The organism is Sphingomonas sp. PWP1-2 (assembly GCF_049898305.1).
GTDB lineage: Bacteria > Pseudomonadota > Alphaproteobacteria > Sphingomonadales > Sphingomonadaceae > Sphingomonas > Sphingomonas glacialis.
Map to the genome: position 1 here is coordinate 912,959 of NZ_JAFCXM010000001.1, position 19,854 is coordinate 932,812.

The 19,854-nt window shown below is 67.5% G+C and carries 17 protein-coding genes and 1 tRNA gene; 9 read left to right on the top strand and 9 right to left on the bottom strand.

What is annotated here, in order from left to right; translation table 11 throughout:
• The first annotated feature begins 26 nt into the window (after positions 1-26).
• Positions 27-2,108 carry a prolyl oligopeptidase family serine peptidase gene (locus tag ACP7C5_RS04490; protein WP_426263316.1) on the top strand — a complete coding sequence of 694 codons (2,082 nt, stop codon included), beginning with the start codon at positions 27-29 and terminating at the stop codon, positions 2,106-2,108.
• Between the two features lie 21 nt (positions 2,109-2,129).
• Here the strand turns inward: ACP7C5_RS04490 and ACP7C5_RS04495 are convergent, their stop codons facing one another.
• Positions 2,130-2,537: an MAPEG family protein gene (locus ACP7C5_RS04495; protein WP_426263317.1), complete on the bottom strand. Its 408-nt coding sequence runs from the start codon at positions 2,535-2,537 to the stop codon at positions 2,130-2,132.
• A gap of 120 nt (positions 2,538-2,657) precedes the next feature.
• On the opposite strand from ACP7C5_RS04495, the gene ACP7C5_RS04500 reads away from it, so the two are divergent.
• From ACP7C5_RS04500 to ACP7C5_RS04530, 7 genes are all read left to right on the top strand, one after another.
• The gene (locus ACP7C5_RS04500) at positions 2,658-3,206 is read left to right on the top strand and encodes a hypothetical protein (protein WP_426263318.1); all 549 of its coding nucleotides are present in this window, start codon (positions 2,658-2,660) and stop codon (positions 3,204-3,206) included.
• A 199-nt stretch (positions 3,207-3,405) separates the two neighbouring features.
• Complete coding sequence (locus tag ACP7C5_RS04505; RefSeq protein WP_426263319.1) at positions 3,406-6,084, top strand: valine--tRNA ligase; 2,679 nt, start codon at positions 3,406-3,408, stop codon at positions 6,082-6,084.
• A 126-nt stretch (positions 6,085-6,210) separates the two neighbouring features.
• The gene (locus ACP7C5_RS04510; protein ID WP_426263320.1) at positions 6,211-7,662 is read left to right on the top strand and encodes an MATE family efflux transporter; all 1,452 of its coding nucleotides are present in this window, start codon (positions 6,211-6,213) and stop codon (positions 7,660-7,662) included.
• 49 nt (positions 7,663-7,711) lie between these two features.
• The gene (hemB, locus tag ACP7C5_RS04515; protein WP_189675178.1) at positions 7,712-8,704 is read left to right on the top strand and encodes a porphobilinogen synthase; all 993 of its coding nucleotides are present in this window, start codon (positions 7,712-7,714) and stop codon (positions 8,702-8,704) included.
• Positions 8,701-9,246, top strand: a complete 546-nt coding sequence (locus tag ACP7C5_RS04520) for a GNAT family N-acetyltransferase (RefSeq protein WP_426263321.1) — start codon at positions 8,701-8,703, stop codon at positions 9,244-9,246. The genes hemB and ACP7C5_RS04520 overlap by 4 nt, the downstream gene beginning before the upstream one ends.
• The gene (locus tag ACP7C5_RS04525) at positions 9,243-9,773 is read left to right on the top strand and encodes a GNAT family N-acetyltransferase (RefSeq protein WP_426263322.1); all 531 of its coding nucleotides are present in this window, start codon (positions 9,243-9,245) and stop codon (positions 9,771-9,773) included. The genes ACP7C5_RS04520 and ACP7C5_RS04525 overlap by 4 nt, the downstream gene beginning before the upstream one ends.
• Before the next feature lie 17 nt (positions 9,774-9,790).
• Complete coding sequence (locus ACP7C5_RS04530; protein ID WP_426263323.1) at positions 9,791-11,986, top strand: spermidine synthase; 2,196 nt, start codon at positions 9,791-9,793, stop codon at positions 11,984-11,986.
• Here ACP7C5_RS04530 and ACP7C5_RS04535 read toward each other — a convergent pair.
• Positions 11,983-12,456, bottom strand: a complete 474-nt coding sequence (locus tag ACP7C5_RS04535) for a hypothetical protein (RefSeq protein WP_426263324.1) — start codon at positions 12,454-12,456, stop codon at positions 11,983-11,985. The two genes, ACP7C5_RS04530 and ACP7C5_RS04535, sit on opposite strands and share 4 nt — an antisense overlap.
• A 131-nt stretch (positions 12,457-12,587) precedes the next feature.
• Between ACP7C5_RS04535 and ACP7C5_RS04540 the strand changes: the two genes are divergently transcribed.
• Positions 12,588-12,664 (top strand) — tRNA-Arg (locus ACP7C5_RS04540).
• Positions 12,665-12,955: 291 nt separating this feature from the next.
• On the opposite strand, the gene ACP7C5_RS04545 is transcribed toward ACP7C5_RS04540, so the two are convergent.
• From ACP7C5_RS04545 to ACP7C5_RS04575, 7 genes are all read right to left on the bottom strand, one after another.
• Positions 12,956-13,711 (bottom strand): 3'(2'),5'-bisphosphate nucleotidase CysQ, encoded by a 756-nt coding sequence (locus tag ACP7C5_RS04545; protein ID WP_426263325.1) that lies wholly within the window; start codon positions 13,709-13,711, stop codon positions 12,956-12,958.
• The gene (gene cysN / locus ACP7C5_RS04550; RefSeq protein WP_426263326.1) at positions 13,708-15,726 is read right to left on the bottom strand and encodes a sulfate adenylyltransferase subunit CysN; all 2,019 of its coding nucleotides are present in this window, start codon (positions 15,724-15,726) and stop codon (positions 13,708-13,710) included. Before cysN ends, ACP7C5_RS04545 begins: the two co-directional genes overlap by 4 nt.
• A complete protein-coding gene (cysD, locus tag ACP7C5_RS04555) occupies positions 15,726-16,625 on the bottom strand; it encodes a sulfate adenylyltransferase subunit CysD (protein WP_426263327.1) in 900 nt (299 codons plus the stop codon). The genes cysN and cysD overlap by 1 nt, the downstream gene beginning before the upstream one ends.
• 68 nt (positions 16,626-16,693) lie before the next feature.
• Positions 16,694-16,912: a hypothetical protein gene (locus ACP7C5_RS04560; RefSeq protein WP_426263328.1), complete on the bottom strand. Its 219-nt coding sequence runs from the start codon at positions 16,910-16,912 to the stop codon at positions 16,694-16,696.
• Positions 16,913-17,006: 94 nt separating this feature from the next.
• Entirely contained in the window at positions 17,007-18,023 is a 1,017-nt protein-coding gene (locus tag ACP7C5_RS04565; protein ID WP_189675171.1) for an arginine N-succinyltransferase, read from the bottom strand.
• Positions 18,020-19,228 carry a hydrolase gene (locus ACP7C5_RS04570; RefSeq protein WP_426263329.1) on the bottom strand — a complete coding sequence of 403 codons (1,209 nt, stop codon included), beginning with the start codon at positions 19,226-19,228 and terminating at the stop codon, positions 18,020-18,022. Before ACP7C5_RS04570 ends, ACP7C5_RS04565 begins: the two co-directional genes overlap by 4 nt.
• A 49-nt stretch (positions 19,229-19,277) precedes the next feature.
• On the bottom strand, positions 19,278-19,757 hold the full coding sequence (locus tag ACP7C5_RS04575; RefSeq protein WP_189675169.1) for an RNA pyrophosphohydrolase: 480 nt from the start codon (positions 19,755-19,757) through the stop codon (positions 19,278-19,280).
• Positions 19,758-19,854: the final 97 nt, after the last annotated feature.

The following is a 19,854-nucleotide window of genomic DNA, read 5'->3' on the forward strand; positions in this document are numbered from 1 at the left end:
GCTGCGTTCTGCTGTAACCTGCCGCCATGAAGATGCTTCTTGCCGCGACCGCCTTGAGCGCCGCTTTCGTCGCTGTTCCCGCAGCTGCCCGCCAACTCACGATCGACGATGTCGTCGCGCTGTCGCGCGTCTCGGCGCCTGCGGTTTCGCCCGACGGGCGCTGGCTCGTATGGCAGCAGCGCGAGACCGACTTGTCGATCGACGGCGGGCGCTTCGACCTGTGGCGGCTCGATCTCGCGCGCGCGGGCGCTGCGCCTGAGCGGCTTGCCGCCGAGGCCGAGGTCAATGAGACCGCACCGCAATTCTCGCACGACGGGCGGACGGTCTATTTCCAATCGGATAAAGGCGGCGACGACGCGGTCTGGTCGATCGGCATCGCGGGCGGCACGGCGACGCGGCTGACGCAATTCAAGGGCGGGATGGGCGGCTTCAAGGTCTCGCCGCAGGACCACAAGCTGCTCGTCTGGGCGGATCGCCGTCCCGGCGCGCCGAGCCTCGAGCCGGCGATGGTCAAGAAGGATGCCAACGCCGGCAACGGCCGCGTGTACGACCAGATGTTCGTGCGGCACTGGGCGAGCTGGTCCGACGGGACGCGCTCGCAACTGTTTGTCCTGCCGCTGACGCCCGCCGGCGCGACCGGCAACGGCGTTCCGATCGAAGGCGCGCTCGTCGGCGACGCGCCGTCCAAGCCGTTCGGGGGTGGCGAGGAAGTGTCGTGGAGCGCTGACGGCAAGACCGTCTTCTTCGCGCTGCGCGAGGCGGGGCGGATCGAACCGCTGTCGACCAATCTCGATATCTTCGCGGCGCCTGCGGATGGGTCGGCCGCGCCGACGAATCTGACCGCGGCGAACACGGGGACCGACACGTTTCCGACGGTGTCGCCCGATGGCAAATCGCTCGCCTGGGTCGCGATGAAGCGCGCTGGGTATGAAGCCGATCGGCAAGTGCTGATGCTGCGCGATCTGGCGAGCGGGCAGGTCCGCGCGCTGACGCAGGATTGGGATCGCTCGATCGGGTCGATCGCGTGGTCGCCCGACAGCAAGACGATCCTCGTCACCGCCGAGGACACGCAGGAAAACCCGATCTGGTCGGTTTCGCCGGTCAGCGGCAAGGTCACCCGGCTGACGCAGGCGGGCAACGTCACGGCGGTGCTGCCGACCGCGAGCGGCGTAGTGTTCGCGATGAATTCGCTGACCGCGCCTGATGATTTCTACCGGCTCACGGGCACCAAGACCGCGCGGCTGACCGCGGTCAACGCGACCAAGCTCGCCGGCATCGATATGCCGAGCGTGACCAAGTTCAGCTTCACCGGTGCGAACGCCGACACGGTATGGGGCTATGCGGTCAAGCCTGCGGGCAGCACCGGGAAGGTCCCCGTCGCGTACATGGTGCACGGCGGCCCGCAGGGGTCGAGCAACAACAGCTGGTCGTATCGCTGGAACCCGGCGGTGTTCGCGGGCGCTGGCTATGGCCTCGTCGCGGTCGATTTCCACGGGTCGACCGGGTACGGGCAGGCCTTCACCGATGCGATCCGGGGCAATTGGGGCGGGTGGCCGCTCGAGGATCTGCAGAAGGGCCTTGCTGCAGCGACTGCCAAGTTCAGCTGGCTCGACGGCGACAATGCCTGCGCGCTGGGGGCGTCTTACGGCGGCTATATGATGAACTGGATCGAGGGTAATTGGCCCGATCGCTTCAAGTGCATCGTCCAGCATGACGGCGTGTTCGACGCGCGCGCGATGGCGTACGAGACCGAGGAGCTGTGGTTCGACGAGTGGGAGCATGGCGGCAAGGCCTATTACGAAGACCCCGCCGCGTTCGAGAAATGGAACCCGGTCAACCATGTGACCGCGTGGAAGACGCCGCAGCTCGTCATCACCTCGGAGGGCGATTATCGCATTCCGTACACGCAGGGGATCGCGGCGTTCACCGCGCTGCAGCGGCGCGACATTCCGTCGCGGCTGGTGGTGTATCCAGGCGGGAGCCACTGGGTGCAGAAGCCCAATGAGAGCCGCCAATGGTATCGCGAAGTGCTTGGCTGGATGGGGAAATACACCGGCGGCGCGATCGCGCCGCGTCCGGCCGGCACATCCGGCGGGAAGGGCGGCTGACCGCCGCGCCGGCTCGGAGCTTTACCCGAAAAGCGGCGCGACGAGGATCGGCCATAGCATCATCAGCAGTCCGACCACGCTCACAAGGAAGATGAGCGTGCGGACATAGGGCGTGCCGGCGGCGTAGATCGGCAGATAGGCGATCCGCGCGCCGAGCCATACGACGGCGCCAATCGCGGTCCAGCGCGTTTCGATCCCGGTGATGCCGAGCAGCGCGATCGCCGCGACGACGAGTGGGAAGGTCTCGAAGAAATTGCGCTGGGCGCGATCGAGCCGGGCGATGAGCGGCGGCGGCGGTGGCATCGCCGCGTCGCGTGCTCCGGCGTTCCAGGCGGTGCCGTAGAGCTGCGTCTTGAGGATGACCGCGGCGAAGATGTGGACCAGCGCCAGGATACACCCCCAGGCAAGCACGGTGAGTTCGATGCGCATGGCGGCTCCTCGGTTCAATGATGCCGTCACAATGCCGCGTGGCGGCGGAGTGTTTCATCTGGCGTTCAGGTTGGTGGGATAGACTTTCCGCCGTCTTCAACCAACCGAGGAAACCATCCGATGACTCCGTTTTCGAAGATCCTTCTCGCCGGGCTCGGCACGTGTGCGCTGGCCGGGAGCGCGATTGCCGCCGAGCGCGCGACGCACGTGATGAACGTCAATCTTCCCGACGGCACCGTGGCGCAGGTCCGCTATGCCGGGGATACGCCGCCGAGGATCGCGCTGATGCCGGTCGAGCGCGCGATTCCGGTCGCGCTGATCGAATCGCCGTTCGTCGGGTTCGACCAGATCTTCGCCGACATGGATCGCCAGGCAGCGGTGATGCTGCAGCAAGCGGCCGCGCTGCAGGCGGCGGCGCCGGCGGGCGGCAAGATCGACAAGGCGGCGCTCAAGGCGATGCCGTCGGGGGCGAGCTACTCGTTCACCGCGTACAGCTCGAGCAATGGCGGTTGCACGCAGAGCTATCAGATGACGGCCTACGGCACTGCCGAGCCCAAGGTCGTCTCGCAGAGCAGTGGCGATTGCAGCAAGGCCGGGCAGCTGCAGGCGGCACCCAAGCCCGCCAAGGCGATCGAAGCCCCGAAGACCGTCCCGCACGACGCGGTCTGACCGGGCTGCGCTACCTTCCCCCTCCGTTCGCCCTGAGCGTGTCGAAGGGCACCTCTCCACCCGGAACGCCGGACGTCGGGAGGGCAGCGCTTCGACACGCTCAGCCCGAACGGCGTGGGGGACAATGCTGCGATCCTTGAGGGCGGTCCGTACGGGCCGCCCTTTTCTTTTGTGCCATCGCGGCTAAAGCTTGCAGGCTATGACCGAGCTCTCCAAAACCTTCGACCCCGCCGAACTCGAGCAGCGCTGGTACGCGCATTGGGAAACGAACGGGCTGTTCCGGCCCGACCGCCCCGGCGCCGAGCCGTGGACGATCGTCAACCCGCCGCCCAACGTTACGGGCTCGCTCCATATCGGCCATGCGCTCGACAATACGCTGCAGGACATTCTCGCGCGGCATGCGCGGCTGCAGGGCAAGGATGCGCTGTGGGTGGTCGGCACCGACCATGCCGGCATCGCGACGCAGATGGTGGTCGAGCGCCAGATGGCCTCCGCCCAACAGAAGCGCACCGACTTCACTCGCGAAGAGTTCGTCGCGAAGGTGTGGGAATGGAAGGAAGAGAGCGGCGGCGAGATCACGCAGCAGCTCCGACGGCTCGGCTGCTCGATGGACTGGGCGAACGAGCGCTTCACGATGGACGAGGGCTTTTCGAAGGCCGTGCTGAAGGTGTTCGTCGACCTGCACAATGAAGGCCTGCTGTATCGCGACAAACGGCTGGTGAACTGGGATCCGGGCCTCGGCACGGCGATCAGCGACCTCGAGGTCGAGACGCGCGAGATCAAGGGGAGCTTCTGGCATCTGCGCTATCCGCTGACCGACGGATCGGGCTTCATCGAGGTCGCGACGACGCGACCCGAGACGATGCTCGCCGACATGGCGGTCGCGGTGAACGCGGCCGACGAGCGCTACACGCATCTCGTCGGCAAGCAGATCAAGCTGCCGATCACCGGGCGGCTGATCCCGATCGTGACCGACGACCATGCCGATCCCGAGCTGGGGTCGGGCGCGGTCAAGATCACGCCGGGGCATGACTTCAACGATTTCGAGGTCGGCAAGCGCGCCGGGATCGCGGCGAACGCGATGCTCAACATGCTCGATGCCAAGGCGCAGGTCGTCCAGGTGTCCGACGGGCTGATCCCGGCCGAGCTGCTCGGGTTGACCACGGCGGAGGCGCGCAAGGCGGTCGTCGCGCGGCTGAAGGCCGAGGGCTTCCTCATCGCGCACACCGACAAGGACGGCGTCGAGCACGACGCCGAGCCGCGCACGATCCAGACGCCGTACGGCGATCGCTCGGGCGTGGTGATCGAGCCGTGGCTGACCGACCAATGGTACGTCGATGCGGCGACCTTGGCGAAGCCCGCTATCGAGGCGGTGCGGTCGGGCGCGATCCAGATCGTGCCCAAGACGTGGGAGAAGACCTTCTTCAACTGGATGGAGAACATCCAACCGTGGTGTGTGTCGCGGCAATTGTGGTGGGGGCATCGGATTCCGGCGTGGTTCGCCGAGGATGGGTCGATCTACGTCGCGCTGACCGAGGCCGAAGCGCAGGCGCAGGCCGGCGAGGGCGTCGCGCTGCGGCAGGATAGCGACGTGCTCGACACGTGGTTCTCCTCCGCGCTGTGGCCGTTCGCGACGATGGGCTGGCCCGAGGAAACCTCGCCAACGCTGCATAGTCGCTACCCCAACGACGTGCTCATCTCGGGCTTCGACATCCTGTTCTTTTGGGACGCCCGGATGATGATGCAGGGCATCCACTTCATGGGCGATGTGCCGTTCAAGAAGCTGTACCTCCACGGCCTCGTTCGCGCTGCGGACGGCGCGAAGATGTCGAAGTCGAAGGGCAATGTCGTCAACCCGCTCGGGCTGATCGACCAGTACGGCGCCGATGCGCTGCGCTTCTTCATGGCGGCGATGGAGAGCCAGGGCCGCGACATCAAGATGGATGAGAAGCGCGTCGAGGGCTATCGCAACTTCGCCACCAAGCTGTGGAACGCATGCCGCTTCGCGCAGTCGAACGGCATCGTCGCGAGTACGCACATGGAAGCGCCCGCGGCCGAGCTTGCGGTCAACAAGTGGATCATCGCCGAGACGATCGGTTGCGTCCAGGCGGTCGATCTCGCGCTCGCCGATCTGCGCTTCGATGGCGCGGCGAATGCGGTCTATCAGTTCGTGTGGAGCCGCTTCTGCGACTGGTATCTCGAGCTGATCAAGCCGGTGTTCGACGGCGACGAAAAGGGCAGCATCGATCCCGAGAGCAAGCGCGTCGCGGGCTGGGTGATCGACCAGATCCTCGTGCTGCTCCACCCGTTCATGCCGTTCATCACCGAGGAACTGTGGCACGCGATGGGGCCGCGCGAGAACGATCTGATCGTCGCGAAATGGCCGATGGCGGATGCGCGCTCGCTCGATCCGGCGGCGAGCAAGGAGATCGACTGGCTGATCCGATTGGTGTCGGAAATCCGCGCCGCGCGGACCGAGGTCAACATTGCGCCGGGCACGCGGATGCAGATGCATGTCCGTGATGCCGATGCGGAAACGCTCGCGCGGCTCGAGCGGCAGGCGACGGTGATCGCCCGCCTCGCGCGGGCGAGCGTGGTGCAGGATGCGCCCGGTGGTGGCGCGCTGCAGGTGGTGGTCGATGGCGCGACCTTCGTGCTGCCGCTCGAGGGCGTGATCGATCTCGCCGTCGAGCGCGAGCGGCTGACCAAGGGCATTGCCGCCGCCGCCAAGGAGCGCGACGCGCTCGCCGGACGGCTCGGCAATGCGAGCTTCGTGGAACGCGCGAAGCCCGAGGCGGTTGAGAAGGCGCGCGCCGATTACGCCGAGAAGTCCGCCGAGGCCGAGCGGTTGACGGCGGCGCTCGAGCGGCTGGGCTGAAATCGGATAGTCGTCACCCCGGCCTTGTGCCGGGGTCTACCGTGACACACGAGCGGGCAGCGTTGCTCTCGCGGCAGGGTGGACCCCGGCACAAGGCCGGGGTGACGAAGGGGAGTAGAGACGACGATGGCAAGCTCCCCGACGCGCCGCGGTCAGCGCGACCTGACGACCGGGCCGATCGCGATGACGTTGCTCGCGTTTGCGCTCCCCACGCTCGGCTCGAACATCCTTCAGTCGCTCAACGGCTCGATCAACACGATCTGGGTCGGGCGCTTTCTCGGCGAGGGCGCGGTTGCGGCGACCGCCAATGCCAATACGATCATGTTCCTGATGTTCGCGCTGGTGTTCGGCTTCGGCATGGCCTCGACCATCCTGATCGGCCAGAGCATGGGGCGGCGCGATGTCGAGGCGGCGCGCCGCGCGTTCGGCGCGTCGATCGGGCTGGTGATGGGCGGCGCGGTGGTGGTCGCGGCGCTCGGCTGGATCTTCACCCCCGACATCCTGCGCGTGCTCGCAACGCCGCCGAGCGCGATGCCGCTCGCGCTCGCCTATCTGCGCGTAATCTTCCTCGGGCTGCCGGCGTCGATGCTGCTCGTGCTGCTCAGCATGGCGCTGCGCGGGATCGGCGATTCGATCACGCCGCTGTGGTTCACGCTGCTCAGCGTGCTGCTCGATAGCGGGTTGAACCCGGTGTTCATCCGCGGCTGGTTCGGAATGCCGGCGATGGGGATTGCCGGCTCGGCGACCGCGACGCTGATCGCCTCGCACGTCGCGGCGTTCGGGCTGCTTGCCTACGTTTATGCGCGCGACCTGCCGATCCGGTTGCGCGGGCACGAACTGTCCTACCTCATCCCGAGCCTAGCGCTGACTCGAACGATCCTGTCGAAGGGCCTGCCGATGGGTGCGCAGATGCTCGTCATGTCGGTCGCCGCGCTGACGATGACCGGGCTCGTCAATCGCTACGGGATCGAGACGACCGCCGCTTACGCCGTGTCGCTCCAGCTCTGGGGCTATATCCAGATGCCCGCGCTCGCGGTCGGCGCTGCGGTGAGCAGCATGGCGGCGCAGAATATCGGTGCGGGCTTCTGGGACCGGGTCGACCGGATCACACGCGCCGGGCTGATCTTCAGCGCGGTGCTGACCTCGACCATGGTGCTCGCGATCATCGCGTTCGACCGGCCGGTGATGGGGCTGTTCCTCGGTGGCGAGAGCCCGGCGATTGCGATCGCGCGGCATATCCAGGTGCTGGCGAGCTGGAACTTCATCATCTTCGGCATGACGATGGTGCTGTTCTCGACCGTCCGCGCGAACGGGGCAGTGTGGGCGCCGCTGATCATGCTGTTCGTCGCGATGTATCCGGTGCGGATCGGCTTTGCGCTGCTGTTCCAGCCGACGATGGGCGCGGATGCGCTGTGGTGGAGCTTCCCGCTCGGCTCGTGCGCCAATTTCGTGATGGCGCTGTGCTATTATCGCTATGGCGGCTGGCGCAACCAGCGGCTCGTCGTGCCGGCGGAGCGCGCGCAGGAACAGGTGCCGAGCTCGGCCGAACCCGCGGGGCGGCTGCACCCGTCGAGCTGACGCGCAAGACCGCTTGCGCCCGCCCGCGCGAGGTTCCAGAACGCGCAACATGACCGCCCAATATCCAGCGCTTCGCCTTCGTCGTACTCGCGCCTCGGCCTGGAGCCGGCGGCTCTATGCCGAGACGGTGCTGACCCCCGCCGATCTGATCTGGCCGCTGTTCATCGCCGAAGGCACCGGCGTCGAGGAGCCGATCGCCTCGCTGCCCGGCGTGTCGCGCTGGTCGGTCGACGGGATCGTCGCCCGCGGGCGTGAAGCGCGCGATCTCGGCATTCCGTGCGTCGCGCTGTTCCCGAATACGCCGGGGCATCTGCGCAGCGCGACGGGCGAGGAAGCGATCAATCCCGACAATTTGATGTGCCGCGCGGTGAAGGCGCTCAAGGACGCGGTCCCCGAAGTGGGCGTGCTGACCGATGTCGCGCTTGATCCCTATACCAGCCATGGGCATGACGGGTTGCTCGACGCGGCAGGTTATGTGCTCAACGACGCGACCTCGGATGCGCTGGTCGCGCAGGCGCTCAACCAGGCAGCTGCGGGGTCGGACATCATTGCCCCTTCGGACATGATGGACGGCCGCATCGGCGCGATCCGTGAGGCGCTCGAGGCTGATGCGCACCACAACGTCCAGATCATGTCCTATGCGGCCAAGTATGCGAGCGCGTTCTACGGCCCGTTCCGCGACGCGGTGGGCTCGCGCGGGCTGCTGAAGGGCGACAAGAAGACCTATCAGATGGACTCGGCCAATGCCGAGGAAGCGCTGCGCGAAGTCGCGCTCGACCTCGCCGAGGGCGCCGACAGCGTGATGGTCAAGCCCGGGCTGCCCTATCTCGACATCGTCGCGCGCGTGAAGGCGGCGTTCGAGGTGCCGGTGTTCGCGTATCAGGTCAGCGGCGAATATGCGATGATCGAGGCGGCGGTCGCGGCGGGCGCCGCCGAGCGCGACCCGATGGTGCTCGAGACGCTGATGGCGTTCAAGCGCGCGGGTTGCTCGGGCGTGCTGACCTATCACGCGGCGCACGCGGCGCGCTTGCTGGGCGCGTGAGCGACGCGGTCGTCGAGACCGAGCGGTTGCGGTTGCGCGTCCCCGGACCGGGCGACCGCGCGACGCTGCACGGCTGGTTCGGCGATCCGCAGGTGATGGCCGATCTCGCGCCGGCGATGGACGCAGCGGCGGCAGATGCCGCGATCGCGCGGCACGACGGGTATCGCAGCGAAGGCCTCGGCTTCTGGCTGGTCGAGCGCAGGCTGGACGATGTGCCGCTCGGCTTTTGCGGGCTGAAGCGCGGTAACCCCGAAACGCCGCTGGCGAGCGCGCTCGAGATTGGCTGGATGTTCGGGCCCGCGCACTGGGGGCAGGGCTATGCACGCGAGGCAGCGGCGGGGGTGCTCGCCTGGGGGTGGCCGAACTGCCGCGACGCCCAAGTCGGCGCGATTACCGCCCGCGTGAACGTCGCGAGCCAGCGGCTGATGGAGCGGATCGGCATGCACGCCGCGCCCGCGCTCGATTTCGAGCATCCCGCCTTTGCCAAAGGGCACCGGCTGCGCGACAGCGTGGTCTACGTGATCGACCGTCCACGCGCATGATCGAGACGGAGCGCTTGATCCTGCGCGGCTGGCGCGAAAGCGATATCGCGCCGTTGCACGCGATGGGGCAGGACCCCGAGGTGATGCGCTATCTCGGCCCGCCGCTGAGTATCGACGCCGCGCGCGAGGGGCATGACCGGATGGTCGCGTGCCAGGCGGCGCATGGCTATTGCTTCTGGGCGGTCGAACGTCGTGCCGATAACGCGTTCATCGGATTCTGCGGGATCAAGCCGGGCGACAGCTTCCTCGAAGGCGAAACCGAGATTGCGTGGCGGCTCGCGCGCGATGCGTGGGGGCAGGGCTATGCGCGCGAGGCGGCCGAGGCGAGCCTCGCCTGGGGCTGGGCGAACCTCACCATTCCGCGTGTCACCGCGATCACCGTCCCCGCCAATACGCGCAGCTGGGGGCTGATGGAGCGGCTCGGCATGACGCGCGTCGTGGGTGGCGATTTCGACCGTCCTGATCTTGCCGTGAGCGATCCGCTCCGGCGCCACATCCTCTATCGAATCGATCGGCCGACCGCATGACGACCCTCCGAGCTCCCATGCGCCTTGCCCGGCCGCTGTTCGTGCTGACGATCCTGGCAAGCTCGTTCCTGCTCTTCCTCGTCCAGCCGATGGTCGCGCGGATGGCGCTGCCGCGGCTTGGCGGCGCGCCGGCGGTGTGGAATTCGGCGATGCTCGTCTATCAGGCGCTGCTGCTCGCCGGGTACGGCTATGCGCACTGGCTCGGGCGGATGAACCCGCGCGCGCAGGCGATGACGCATCTCGGCGTCCTGCTCGTCGCGGGGTTGTGGCTGCCGATCGGGCTCACCGCGCTCCAGCCGAGCCCGACCGCGCAGCCCGCGATCTGGGTGCCGTGGCTGCTTGGTCTATCGATCGGGCCGTTGTTCTTCGCGATCTCGGCGCAGGCACCGCTGCTGCAGCGCTGGTTCAGCCTGACGCGGCACGGCGACAATCCGTATGCGCTGTACGCCGCGTCGAACTTCGGCAGCTTTGCCGGGCTGCTGGCCTATCCGCTGTTCGTCGAGCCCGGGCTCGCGCTGTACGGGCAGCGCGTGGTGTGGAGCAGCGGCTATATCCTGGTCGGGTTGCTGGTGGCGCTGTGCGCGGCGACGCTGCCGCGCGGCGGGCCGGTGGCCGATGCAGCGCCGCGCGCCACGTCGCCCGCGCCGGGTCGGCGACGCGTTGCGCACTGGATCCTGCTGGCGTTCGTCCCGTCGGGCCTGATGCTCGCGACCTCGACGCTGATCACCACCGATATCGTCGCGATGCCGCTGCTGTGGGTGCTCCCGCTCGGGCTGTATCTGCTGAGCTTCACGATCGCGTTTGCGAGCGACCGCACCACCGCCGATATCCAGACGCGAATCGCGCCGATCGCGATGCTGCTGTTCGGCGGCTTGCTCGTCGGTGGGATGGCCGGGATGCCGATGCTCGGCGCGATCATGGCGCTGGCGGTGCTGTTCCTCGTCTCGGTCGCGCTCCACACCGCGATGTACCGGCTGCGGCCAGAGCCCGACCGGCTGACCGGGTTCTACCTCGCGATGTCGGTCGGCGGGGCGCTCGGCGGGGTGTTCTCGGCGCTGCTCGCGCCGCTGCTGTTCGACTGGACCTACGAATATCCGATCCTGATTCTCGCCGCGGCGGTGCTGACGCCGCAACGCGCCTTGCTCGGTGTGGTCGCGCGGTTGTGGGACGGCAATGCGCAGCGGCAGCGGATCCTGCTCTATGTTGTGGCGATCGCGGTCGTCGCGCTCGTGGCGCTCGTGCTCACCTATCCCGGCCCGATCGGTCGCCCCGGACCGACGCAGCACATCACGCTGATGGTGATGGTGGCGCTCGGCTTGCTGACGATCGGATCGCGTCGTGCTTTCGCGATTGCCATGTTCGGATCGCTGATCGCATTCGGTGGCTATCACGCGGTGATGATCTCGCTCGAGCCCGATGCGCGCACGCGCAGCTATTTCGGCATCTACACCGTCCGGGGAAACCCGCGCGAACGCGAACTCGCGCATGGCACGACGGTGCATGGCCTGCAGCTGCTCGGCACGCCCGCGCGCGAGCGGACCGCGACGACCTATTACGTCCCTGGTGCTGGCATCGGGCAAGCGTTGCAGGCGGTCCCGGCGCTGTACGGGCCGGCGGCACGTGTCGGCATCGTCGGGTTGGGGGCAGGGACGGTGGCTTGCTATGCCAAGCCCGGACAGGACTGGCGGTTTTACGAGATCGATCCGGCGATCGTCCGAATCGCGCGGACGCGCTTCAGCTTCCTGTCGCGCTGCCTGCCCGATGCCCCGGTGGTGCTCGGCGATGCGCGGCTCAACCTTGCGCACGCGGCGAGCGGATCGCTCGATTTCCTCGCGCTCGATGCCTTCTCGTCCGATTCGGTGCCGATGCACCTGATGACGCGCGAGGCGTTCGCGAACTATGCGCGCGTGCTCGCGCCGCGCGGGCTGTTGCTGGTGCACATCTCGAACCGCTTCCTCGATCTCGAACCCGTCGTTGCGGGCGCTGCCGAGGTCGGGGGGTGGCACGCCGTCCAGCTCTTCTATCGTCCGCCGCAGGCCAACGCGGCAGGCGCGACCAAGTCGCAATGGGTAGCCTTGTCGCACGATCCGCAGATCATCGCGGCGTTGCAGCGCGGCAATGCGGCATGGGGGGCGGTCCCGGTGCGCGCGGGGTTCACGCCGTGGACCGACGATTATTCGACGATCCTGCCGCTGCTCAAAGGCGTACGCTAGGCGCTACGCAGCTTTGCCGAGATTGCGGTGATGCGGGTGCTCTGCGTCTCGAGCGCGGCCTGTGCCGCGGTCTGGAGGGTCGCGATCGCGGGATATTCGGGTTTGCCGCCGGTGATGCGGTCCGACGCCATCGTATCGACCGCGGAGAGCGTGGCCGACGTCGTTGCGCGATAACCGTCGAGTTCGGCGAGCGCGGTCTGCGCCGCGATCCAGCGTTCGCCACCGGGCGCGTCGCCGCGTGCGGCATCGGCAAGCCGCTCGGCGCGCATCGCAGCGGGCGCGAAGTCGGCGCTCGTGCGGTCGAGCGTCTTGCGCAGGTCGGCCAGCGCCGAATCGGTCGAGGGTTCGGGTTCGGCGAGCACGACAGGCGATTCGGGCTCGGCATCGCTGCGGGATTCGATCGCGCGCGGGAGCAGCGAGGGATAGCGCGTCGACGTCTGCGCGGCGCATCCTCCGAGAATGAGGGTCATGGCCAGCGCAAAAGCGGCGGGGCGGGCGGGCAAAAGCGGCTGGTTCATCGATAAATTCTCTATGCTGGCAAGAAAGGTGACGCAACGCCCTTGCGTCCCCCGAAAGACGCCGCTAACAGCGCCACTCCACTGCACCCATAGCTCAGCTGGATAGAGCATCAGACTACGAATCTGAGGGTCGGGCGTTCGAATCGCTCTGGGTGCACCACCTATTTCCGCCGGATGGCGGGCGATGAGCCGGGACAGAAATGTCCCGGCTTTTCTGCGTTCTGGGGGTGTCGGTGGGGCCCATCCTCAGCGTCCGAGGTCACCCCGGCCTTGGGCCGGGGCCCACCGTGCCACGCGCGCTTGGCGGGCATGCTGTGCGGCACGGTGGACCCCGGGACGAGCCCGGGATGACGAAGATGGGTGAGGTGTCGCGCTACGAAAGCAAGGGCGTCGCTGGCTCGCTGTGCGGCCCGGTGGTCCCCGGGATTAGCCCGGGGTGACGTATGGATGGTTAGGGCAGCAGGTGGGTTGCTGCGGCAACCGCCGCGAGCACGTGCTCGGCATATTCGCGGCGGCAGATCAGCAGATCGGGAAGCAGCGGGTCGCGGCAGTTATAGACCAGCGGGCTGCCATCGATTCGCGCGGCGAACAGGCCGGCCGCCAGCGCGACTGCGACGGGGGCGCAATTGTCCCATTCATATTGCCCGCCGGCGTGGAGGTAGATCTCGGCATCGCCTTGCACCACCGCCATCGCCTTGGCGCCGGCCGAGCCCATCGGCACGAGCTCGGCGCCGATCGCCTCGGCCACCGCGAGCACGACCGGGTGCGCGCGCGAGCGGCTGACAACCATCCGCGGGCGCTGTGGGGCCGCGGCGAAAGGCTGGCGTGGATCGTCGGTCGCGAAGACGCGCTGGATCGCCGGCAGCGCGACAGCGCCCGTGACGGGCACGCCGTCGATCGCGAGGCCGATGTGGACCGCCCAATCCTCGCGCCGTTCGCGGAACTCGCGCGTGCCGTCGAGCGGATCGACCACCCAGACGCGTCGCGCGGCGCAGCGCAGGCCGTCGTCGGCGGCTTCTTCCGACAGCACGTAATCATCGGGGCGCGCTTCGTGGAGCAGTCGGAGGATCAGCGTATTGGCATCCGTGTCACCGCGGTCGCCCAGCTCGGCATCGGGGCAGGCGCCAGCGACGCAGAGATCGCGCAGGACGTCGCCCGCGGCGAGCGCCACCGTACGGGCGAGTTGGGCGTCGGTCTGATCGATCACAGGTCGTGACTCCATACGCCCATGATATGCTCGACGATCCGCTCGGCGGCCGCCTCGGGGCTCTCGCGCGTCGTGTCGACGCGGATGTCGGGATGCTGGGGCGCCTCATACGGGCTCGAGATGCCGGTGAAGTTGGCGATCTGTCCCGCACGCGCCTTGGCGTAGAGGCCCTTCACGTCGCGCGCCTCGGCCTCGGCGAGCGGGGTGTCGACGAAGATCTCGACGAACGCGCCCGGCAGCATCGCGCGCACCATGTCGCGCTCGGCGCGGAACGGCGAGATGAAGGCGGTGAGGACGATCAGCCCGGCATCGGTCATCAACTTGGCGACCTCGCCGATGCGGCGGATGTTCTCGACGCGGTCGGCATCGGTGAAGCCCAGATCCTTGTTGAGCCCGTGCCGGACATTGTCGCCATCGAGCAGGAAACTGTGGCGGCCGAGCGCGAACAGCTTCTTCTCGACCAGATTGGCGATCGTCGATTTGCCCGAGCCCGACAGGCCAGTGAACCACAAAAGCCGGGGGGTCTGACCCTTCTGGTCGGCATGCGCGGCGTTGGTGATGTCGATCGCCTGCCAATGGACGTTCTGCGCGCGGCGCAGCGCGAAATCGAGCATTCCGGCAGCGACCGTCGCGTTGGTCGCGCGATCGATCAGGATGAACCCGCCAAGATCGGCGCCCTCGGCAAAGGGTTCGAAGACGATGTCGCGGTCGGTATAGACCTCCGCCACGCCGATATCGTTGAGCCCGAGCGTCTTGACCGAGAGCTCGGCGAGCGTGTTGACGTCGATCGCGTGTCGCGGTTCCTGGACGGTCGCTCCAACGGTCTGCGTGCCGAGCTTGAGCCAGTAGCTGCGCCCGGGCAGCAGCGGCGTTTCGGACATCCAGACGAGCGTCGCGCGGAACTGGTCGGCGACCTGGGGCGGCGCGTCGGCGAGCGCGATCACGTCGCCGCGCGAGCAATCGACCTCGTCGGTGAGCGTGAGCGTGACCGACTGGCCGGCAACCGCCTCGGGCAGATCGCCGTCCATCGTCACGATCCGTGCGACGGTCGTGGTGCGGCCCGAGGGCAGGATGCGGACCGCATCGCCGGGGCGAACGCTGCCGCTCGCGATCAGGCCGGAAAAACCGCGGAAATCGAGGTCGGGGCGGTTGACCCATTGCACCGGCAGCCGGAACGGGCGCGCTTGCGCGGCGTCGGCCTCGACGTCGATCGTTTCGAGATGCTCGATCAGCGTCGGGCCGTCGTACCACGGCATCGCTGCGGACGGGGTGGCGACATTGTCGCCGGCAAAGCCCGAGATCGGGATCGCGGTGAACTGCTCGATCCCGATCGCGCTGGCGAAGGCGCGATAGTCGGCGACGATCGTGTCGAACACCGATTGGTCGTACTCGACGAGGTCCATCTTGTTTACCGCGAGCACGACATGGCGCAGCCGGAGCAGCTTGACGAGGAAGCTGTGGCGGCGGGTTTGGGGCAGCACGCCCTTGCGCGCGTCGATCAGGATCACCGCGGCGTCGGCGGTCGAGGCGCCGGTCACCATGTTGCGCGTGTACTGCTCGTGGCCGGGCGTGTCGGCGACGATGAACTTGCGCTTCTCGGTCGCGAAGAAGCGATAGGCGACGTCGATCGTGATGCCTTGCTCGCGCTCGGCGGCGAGGCCGTCGACGAGCAACGCGAAGTCGATGTTCTGGCCTTGCGTGCCGACGCGCTTGCTGTCGGCCTCGAGCGCGGAGAGCTGATCGGCGAAGATCGCGCGCGAATCGTAGAGCAGGCGGCCAATCAGCGTCGACTTGCCGTCGTCGACCGAGCCGCAGGTGATGAAGCGGAGCAGCGACTTGTGCTGGTGCTGGAGGAGGTACGCGTCGATGTCCGATGCGATGAGGGAGTCGGGGGTATATTCGTCACCCCGGCGAATGCCGGGGTCGCCGGATGGCGGCGGGGTGGCCGGCGTTTCGCGCTCCAACGCGGCGGCTCCGGCCTTCGCCGGGGCGACGAGGTCTGGCTTGGCGCCCATCAGAAATACCCCTCGGCTTTTTTCTTCTCCATGCTGGCGCTCTGATCGTGATCGATCGCGCGGCCCTGCCGTTCGGAGGTGGTGGTAAGCAGCATTTCCTGGATCACTTCAGGCAGCGTCGTCGCTTGGCTCTCGACCGCGCCGGTCAGCGGATAGCAGCCGAGCGTGCGGAAGCGGATCGAGCGATCGACCGGCACTTCGCCGGGTTCGAGCCGGAAGCGCTCGTCATCGACCATCAGCAGCATCCCGTCGCGCTCGACCGTCGGGCGCGGGGCGGCGAGGTACAGCGGGACGATCTCGATCTGCTCGGCGAGGATATATTGCCAGATGTCGAGCTCGGTCCAATTCGACAGCGGGAAGACGCGGATGCTCTCTCCCTTGGCCTTCTTGGCATTGTAGAGGTGCCACAGCTCGGGGCGCTGCGCCTTGGGATCCCAGCGCTGGCTGGCCGAACGGAAGCTGAAGATCCGCTCCTTGGCGCGGCTCTTCTCCTCGTCCCGCCGCGCGCCGCCGAACGCGACGTCGAAGCCGCCAGCCGTCAGTGCCTGCTTGAGCCCTTCGGTCTTCCAGATGTCGGTGTGGCGGCTGCCATGGTCGAACGGATTGATCCCCTGCGCGACCGCGTCGGGGTTCTGGTGGACGATCAACTCCATCCCCGCCGCAACCGCTGCGCGTTCGCGCAATTCGTACATCGCGCGGAATTTCCAGGTCGTGTCGACATGGAGCAGCGGGAAGGGTGGCTTGCCCGGAAAAAACGCTTTCCGGGCAAGATGCAGCATCACCGCCGAATCCTTGCCGACCGAATAGAGCATCACCGGGCGCTCGGCCTCGGCGACGACTTCGCGCAGGATGTGGATGCTTTCGGCCTCGAGCCGCTGGAGGTGGGTGAGGGTCGTCATGCTGCGTTGCAGATAGTGCAGAAACGCCGCCGCGCGATCAACTTATCCTGTTGGCGTCTAAAGCGCGCTCACGCCTCGGCGTTGCGCTCGACCGAGTCGAGGATGCGGGCTCCCGCCATGAACACTGCGATCGGGCAGACCGCGAACAGCAGCCAGCCACCGATGCCGGGATATTGCGAAAGATAGTGCACCCCGCGCTCGACCGCGCCGAGCGCCAGCGCGTAGATCACCGCAAAGGCTTCGAACTTGGTCTTGATGACGAACAGGCTGGCGATCTTGGTCCACATGCAGCACTGATAAGCAAAGAGCGGGCCAAGCGCTGTTTCGCGTGGGTTTTCGTGTACGAAGATGGTTACCTGTCAGTTAACCCGACACCCGGGGTCAGGTGCGGGCGACGTGGCTCACGACGAAATCCTCGCTCACGCGCAACGCATCGGCAGTGGCGTGATCGAGCACCACGCCGCCGTCGCACGGACGGACATTGCCATAGGCGCAGCGGAATTCGGCGAGTCGGCCGTGCGCGACAAGCGCGGGATCGCCGCCATCGCCGTCGAGCGCGATGATCCGCGACGATCGCGCATCGCGCACGGTGCGGACCTGGTCGGTCTTGGCGATCATCGTCGGGCCGCCGTCAAAAATATCGACATAGTTCTCGTAGGCGAAGCCTTCGTTCTCGAGCATGCGCATCGCCGCGCGGCCCGAGGGATGCGGCAGGCCGATCACCGCACGCGCGCTCTCGGGGAGCATCGCGATATAGACCGGGTGTTTGGGGAACAGATCGGCGATGAATTGGTGGCCGCGCACCGCGTTGAATTGATCGGCGTCCTGGAAGTTCATCCCGAAGAAGCGCCCCGCGAGCCCGTCCCAGAAGGGCGATCCGCCCGCTTCGTCGATGATCCCGCGCAGTTCGGCCAGCACGCGATCGGCAAAGCGCGCGCGATGTGCCGCGATGAACAGGTAGCGGCTGCGCGCGAGCAGCATGCCGAGTCCGCCGGCGCGCTCGCCAGGATGGAGGAACAGCCCGCCGACTTCGCTGCAGCCCTCGAGATCGGTGGTCAGCCCGAGCATGTCGGCGCGGAAGGTGCGGCCAAGCTCCTTGCTGTGTTGCGTCAGCGTGCCGAGGCGATAGCTGTAGAAGGGATAGCTTTGACCGACATGCGTGAAGATCTGGCAGGTGCCGCGCACCTCGCCGGTTGCGACGTTTTCGAGCACGAGCACGAACAGGTCGTCGGCCTTGCCATCGTCGCTGCGGGCGAAGGCGGCGGCGCTGCGATCGAGCTTGGCCTTGAGCGCGGTGCGATCGGGCGGGAGATTGGTGAAGCCGCCGCCGGTGAGCTTGGCCATTTCGTAGAGCGGCTGGAGATCGCTGTCGCGCGCGGCGCGGATCACGTGAGTCACAATAAGCCCTTTTCGGCAAGGCGCAGGATCGTCAGCGCCGAGAGCGCGGCGCGTTCGGGGAGCGAATCGACGATGAGGAATTCGTCGGTCGAATGGATCGCGCCGCCGCGCGCGCCCATCGTGTCGACCACGGGGACGCCGCACGCCGCGATCGTGTTGCCGTCGCACACTCCGCCAGTCGCGCGCCACGCGATATCGAGGCCGAGCGCGGCGCCGCATTCCTTGACGAGCGCGAAAAGCTTGGCGGCGCCTGGGTCGATCGGTTTTGGCGGGCGGTTGAAGCTGCCGTGGACCGCGATCGTCACGTCGTGCGCGGCGGCGACTTCGGCCACCAGCGTGTCGATGGCCGCCTGCGCGCGCGCGATTTCGGTATGGTCGGCCGGGCGGAAATTGATCCGCAGCACGGCGTGGTTGGGCACGACGTTGTTCGGCCCGCCGCCCTCGATCCGCGCGGGATTGACCGCGAGCGCGGGCGAGCGGACGGCGAACAGCCGCACCGCGAGATCCGACGCCGCGACGATCGCGTTGCGGCCTTCGTCCGGGTTGCGGCCGGCATGCGCGCTCTTGCCGGTGACGACGATCGAGAAATTGCCCGTGCCGCCGCGCGCGCCCGCGAGCGTGCCGTCGGGCAGAGCGGGCTCGTAGGTCAGCGCGGCGAGCTTGCCGCGTGCCGCGCGCGCGATCAGCGCCGAGGAGGAGAAGGAGCCGGTTTCCTCATCGGAATTGATGACGACTTCATAGCCAATCCGCGCTGCGAGCGGGCTCACCTCGACCGCCTTCAACGCCGCGAGCATCACCGCGAGCCCGGCCTTCATGTCGGCGACGCCCGGGCCGTTGAGCGTACCGTCATCGCGGAAGGTCAGCGTCTGGAAGGCGTGGTCGACCGGATAGACCGTGTCCATGTGGCCGGTCAGCAGCAGCTGCACCGGCGCATCGGGGCGGACGACGAGATGCAAATGCTTGCCGTGATCGAGCGTGGTGACGGTCCCGTCGGCGGCGACGCTCTCGGCGGTGTCGCCCGTGACGAGCGCGAGCTCCCCCGGCAGCGCGCCGAACGCCACCGCGAGCTGTTCGGCCACCGCCGCCAGCCCGGCCAGATTGCGCGTGCCGCTGTTGATCGCCGACCAAGCCTCGACCTGTGCCAGCATCGGCTGCGTCGCGACATAGGCGACGGCCGCGCGGTCTGTTTCTGTCATCCCCACCATAGGCTCGGTCTAGCCGGTCTGCGCGGTACGCTCCACCCCTGGCACCGCGTCAGGACAGATGCGGCGCGAAGGCGGCGAGGACGTCCTCGTACAGCGTCTTCTTGAAGGGGACGATGACGTCGGGGAGCGTCTCGGGGCGGATCCATTGCCAGGATTTGAACTCGGGATGCTCGGTCGCGATGTCGATATCGGCGTCGCTGCCGAGGAAACGGTAGAGGAACCAGCGCTGCCGCTGCCCGCGCCACTTGCCTTTCCAGACGCGGCCGACGAGCTCTTCGGGGAGATCGTAGAACAGTTCGTGCGGCGCGGCAGCGATCAGTTCGACATGCTTGGGTGCGATGCCGGTTTCCTCGCCGAGCTCGCGCAAAGCCGTGGCCTCGGGGTCCTCGCCATCGTCGATCCCGCCTTGCGGCATTTGCCACGCTTCGACCTCGGCATCGATCCGCTGGCCGACGAAGACGAGGCCGTCGGCGTTGAGCAGCATGATTCCGGCGCAGGGGCGATAAGGCAAGGTGGTGGGGTCGGTCATTGGGGACTTTCGTTAGGAAATCCTCCCGCGCGGAGCGGGGGAGGGGAACCCTGAGCATTCAGCGAGGGGTGGAGGGGGGCTATCCGCGAGCGGTACG

Bases quoted from the DNA above. Each gene is read 5' to 3' on its own strand.
- ACP7C5_RS04525 (WP_426263322.1), top strand. From the start codon at position 9,243: ATGATCGAGACGGAGCGCTTGATCCTGCGCGGCTGGCGCGAAAGCGAT.
- ACP7C5_RS04560 (WP_426263328.1), bottom strand. From the start codon at position 16,912: ATGTGGACCAAGATCGCCAGCCTGTTCGTCATCAAGACCAAGTTCGAA.
- ACP7C5_RS04490 (WP_426263316.1), top strand. From the start codon at position 27: ATGAAGATGCTTCTTGCCGCGACCGCCTTGAGCGCCGCTTTCGTCGCT.
- cysN (WP_426263326.1), bottom strand. From the start codon at position 15,726: ATGGGCGCCAAGCCAGACCTCGTCGCCCCGGCGAAGGCCGGAGCCGCC.
- ACP7C5_RS04535 (WP_426263324.1), bottom strand. From the start codon at position 12,456: ATGACCCTCATTCTCGGAGGATGCGCCGCGCAGACGTCGACGCGCTAT.
- cysD (WP_426263327.1), bottom strand. From the start codon at position 16,625: ATGACGACCCTCACCCACCTCCAGCGGCTCGAGGCCGAAAGCATCCAC.
- ACP7C5_RS04495 (WP_426263317.1), bottom strand. From the start codon at position 2,537: ATGCGCATCGAACTCACCGTGCTTGCCTGGGGGTGTATCCTGGCGCTG.
- ACP7C5_RS04530 (WP_426263323.1), top strand. From the start codon at position 9,791: ATGCGCCTTGCCCGGCCGCTGTTCGTGCTGACGATCCTGGCAAGCTCG.
- ACP7C5_RS04500 (WP_426263318.1), top strand. From the start codon at position 2,658: ATGACTCCGTTTTCGAAGATCCTTCTCGCCGGGCTCGGCACGTGTGCG.
- ACP7C5_RS04575 (WP_189675169.1), bottom strand. From the start codon at position 19,757: ATGACCGACCCCACCACCTTGCCTTATCGCCCCTGCGCCGGAATCATG.
- ACP7C5_RS04570 (WP_426263329.1), bottom strand. From the start codon at position 19,228: ATGGTGGGGATGACAGAAACAGACCGCGCGGCCGTCGCCTATGTCGCG.
- hemB (WP_189675178.1), top strand. From the start codon at position 7,712: ATGACCGCCCAATATCCAGCGCTTCGCCTTCGTCGTACTCGCGCCTCG.
- ACP7C5_RS04505 (WP_426263319.1), top strand. From the start codon at position 3,406: ATGACCGAGCTCTCCAAAACCTTCGACCCCGCCGAACTCGAGCAGCGC.
- ACP7C5_RS04510 (WP_426263320.1), top strand. From the start codon at position 6,211: ATGGCAAGCTCCCCGACGCGCCGCGGTCAGCGCGACCTGACGACCGGG.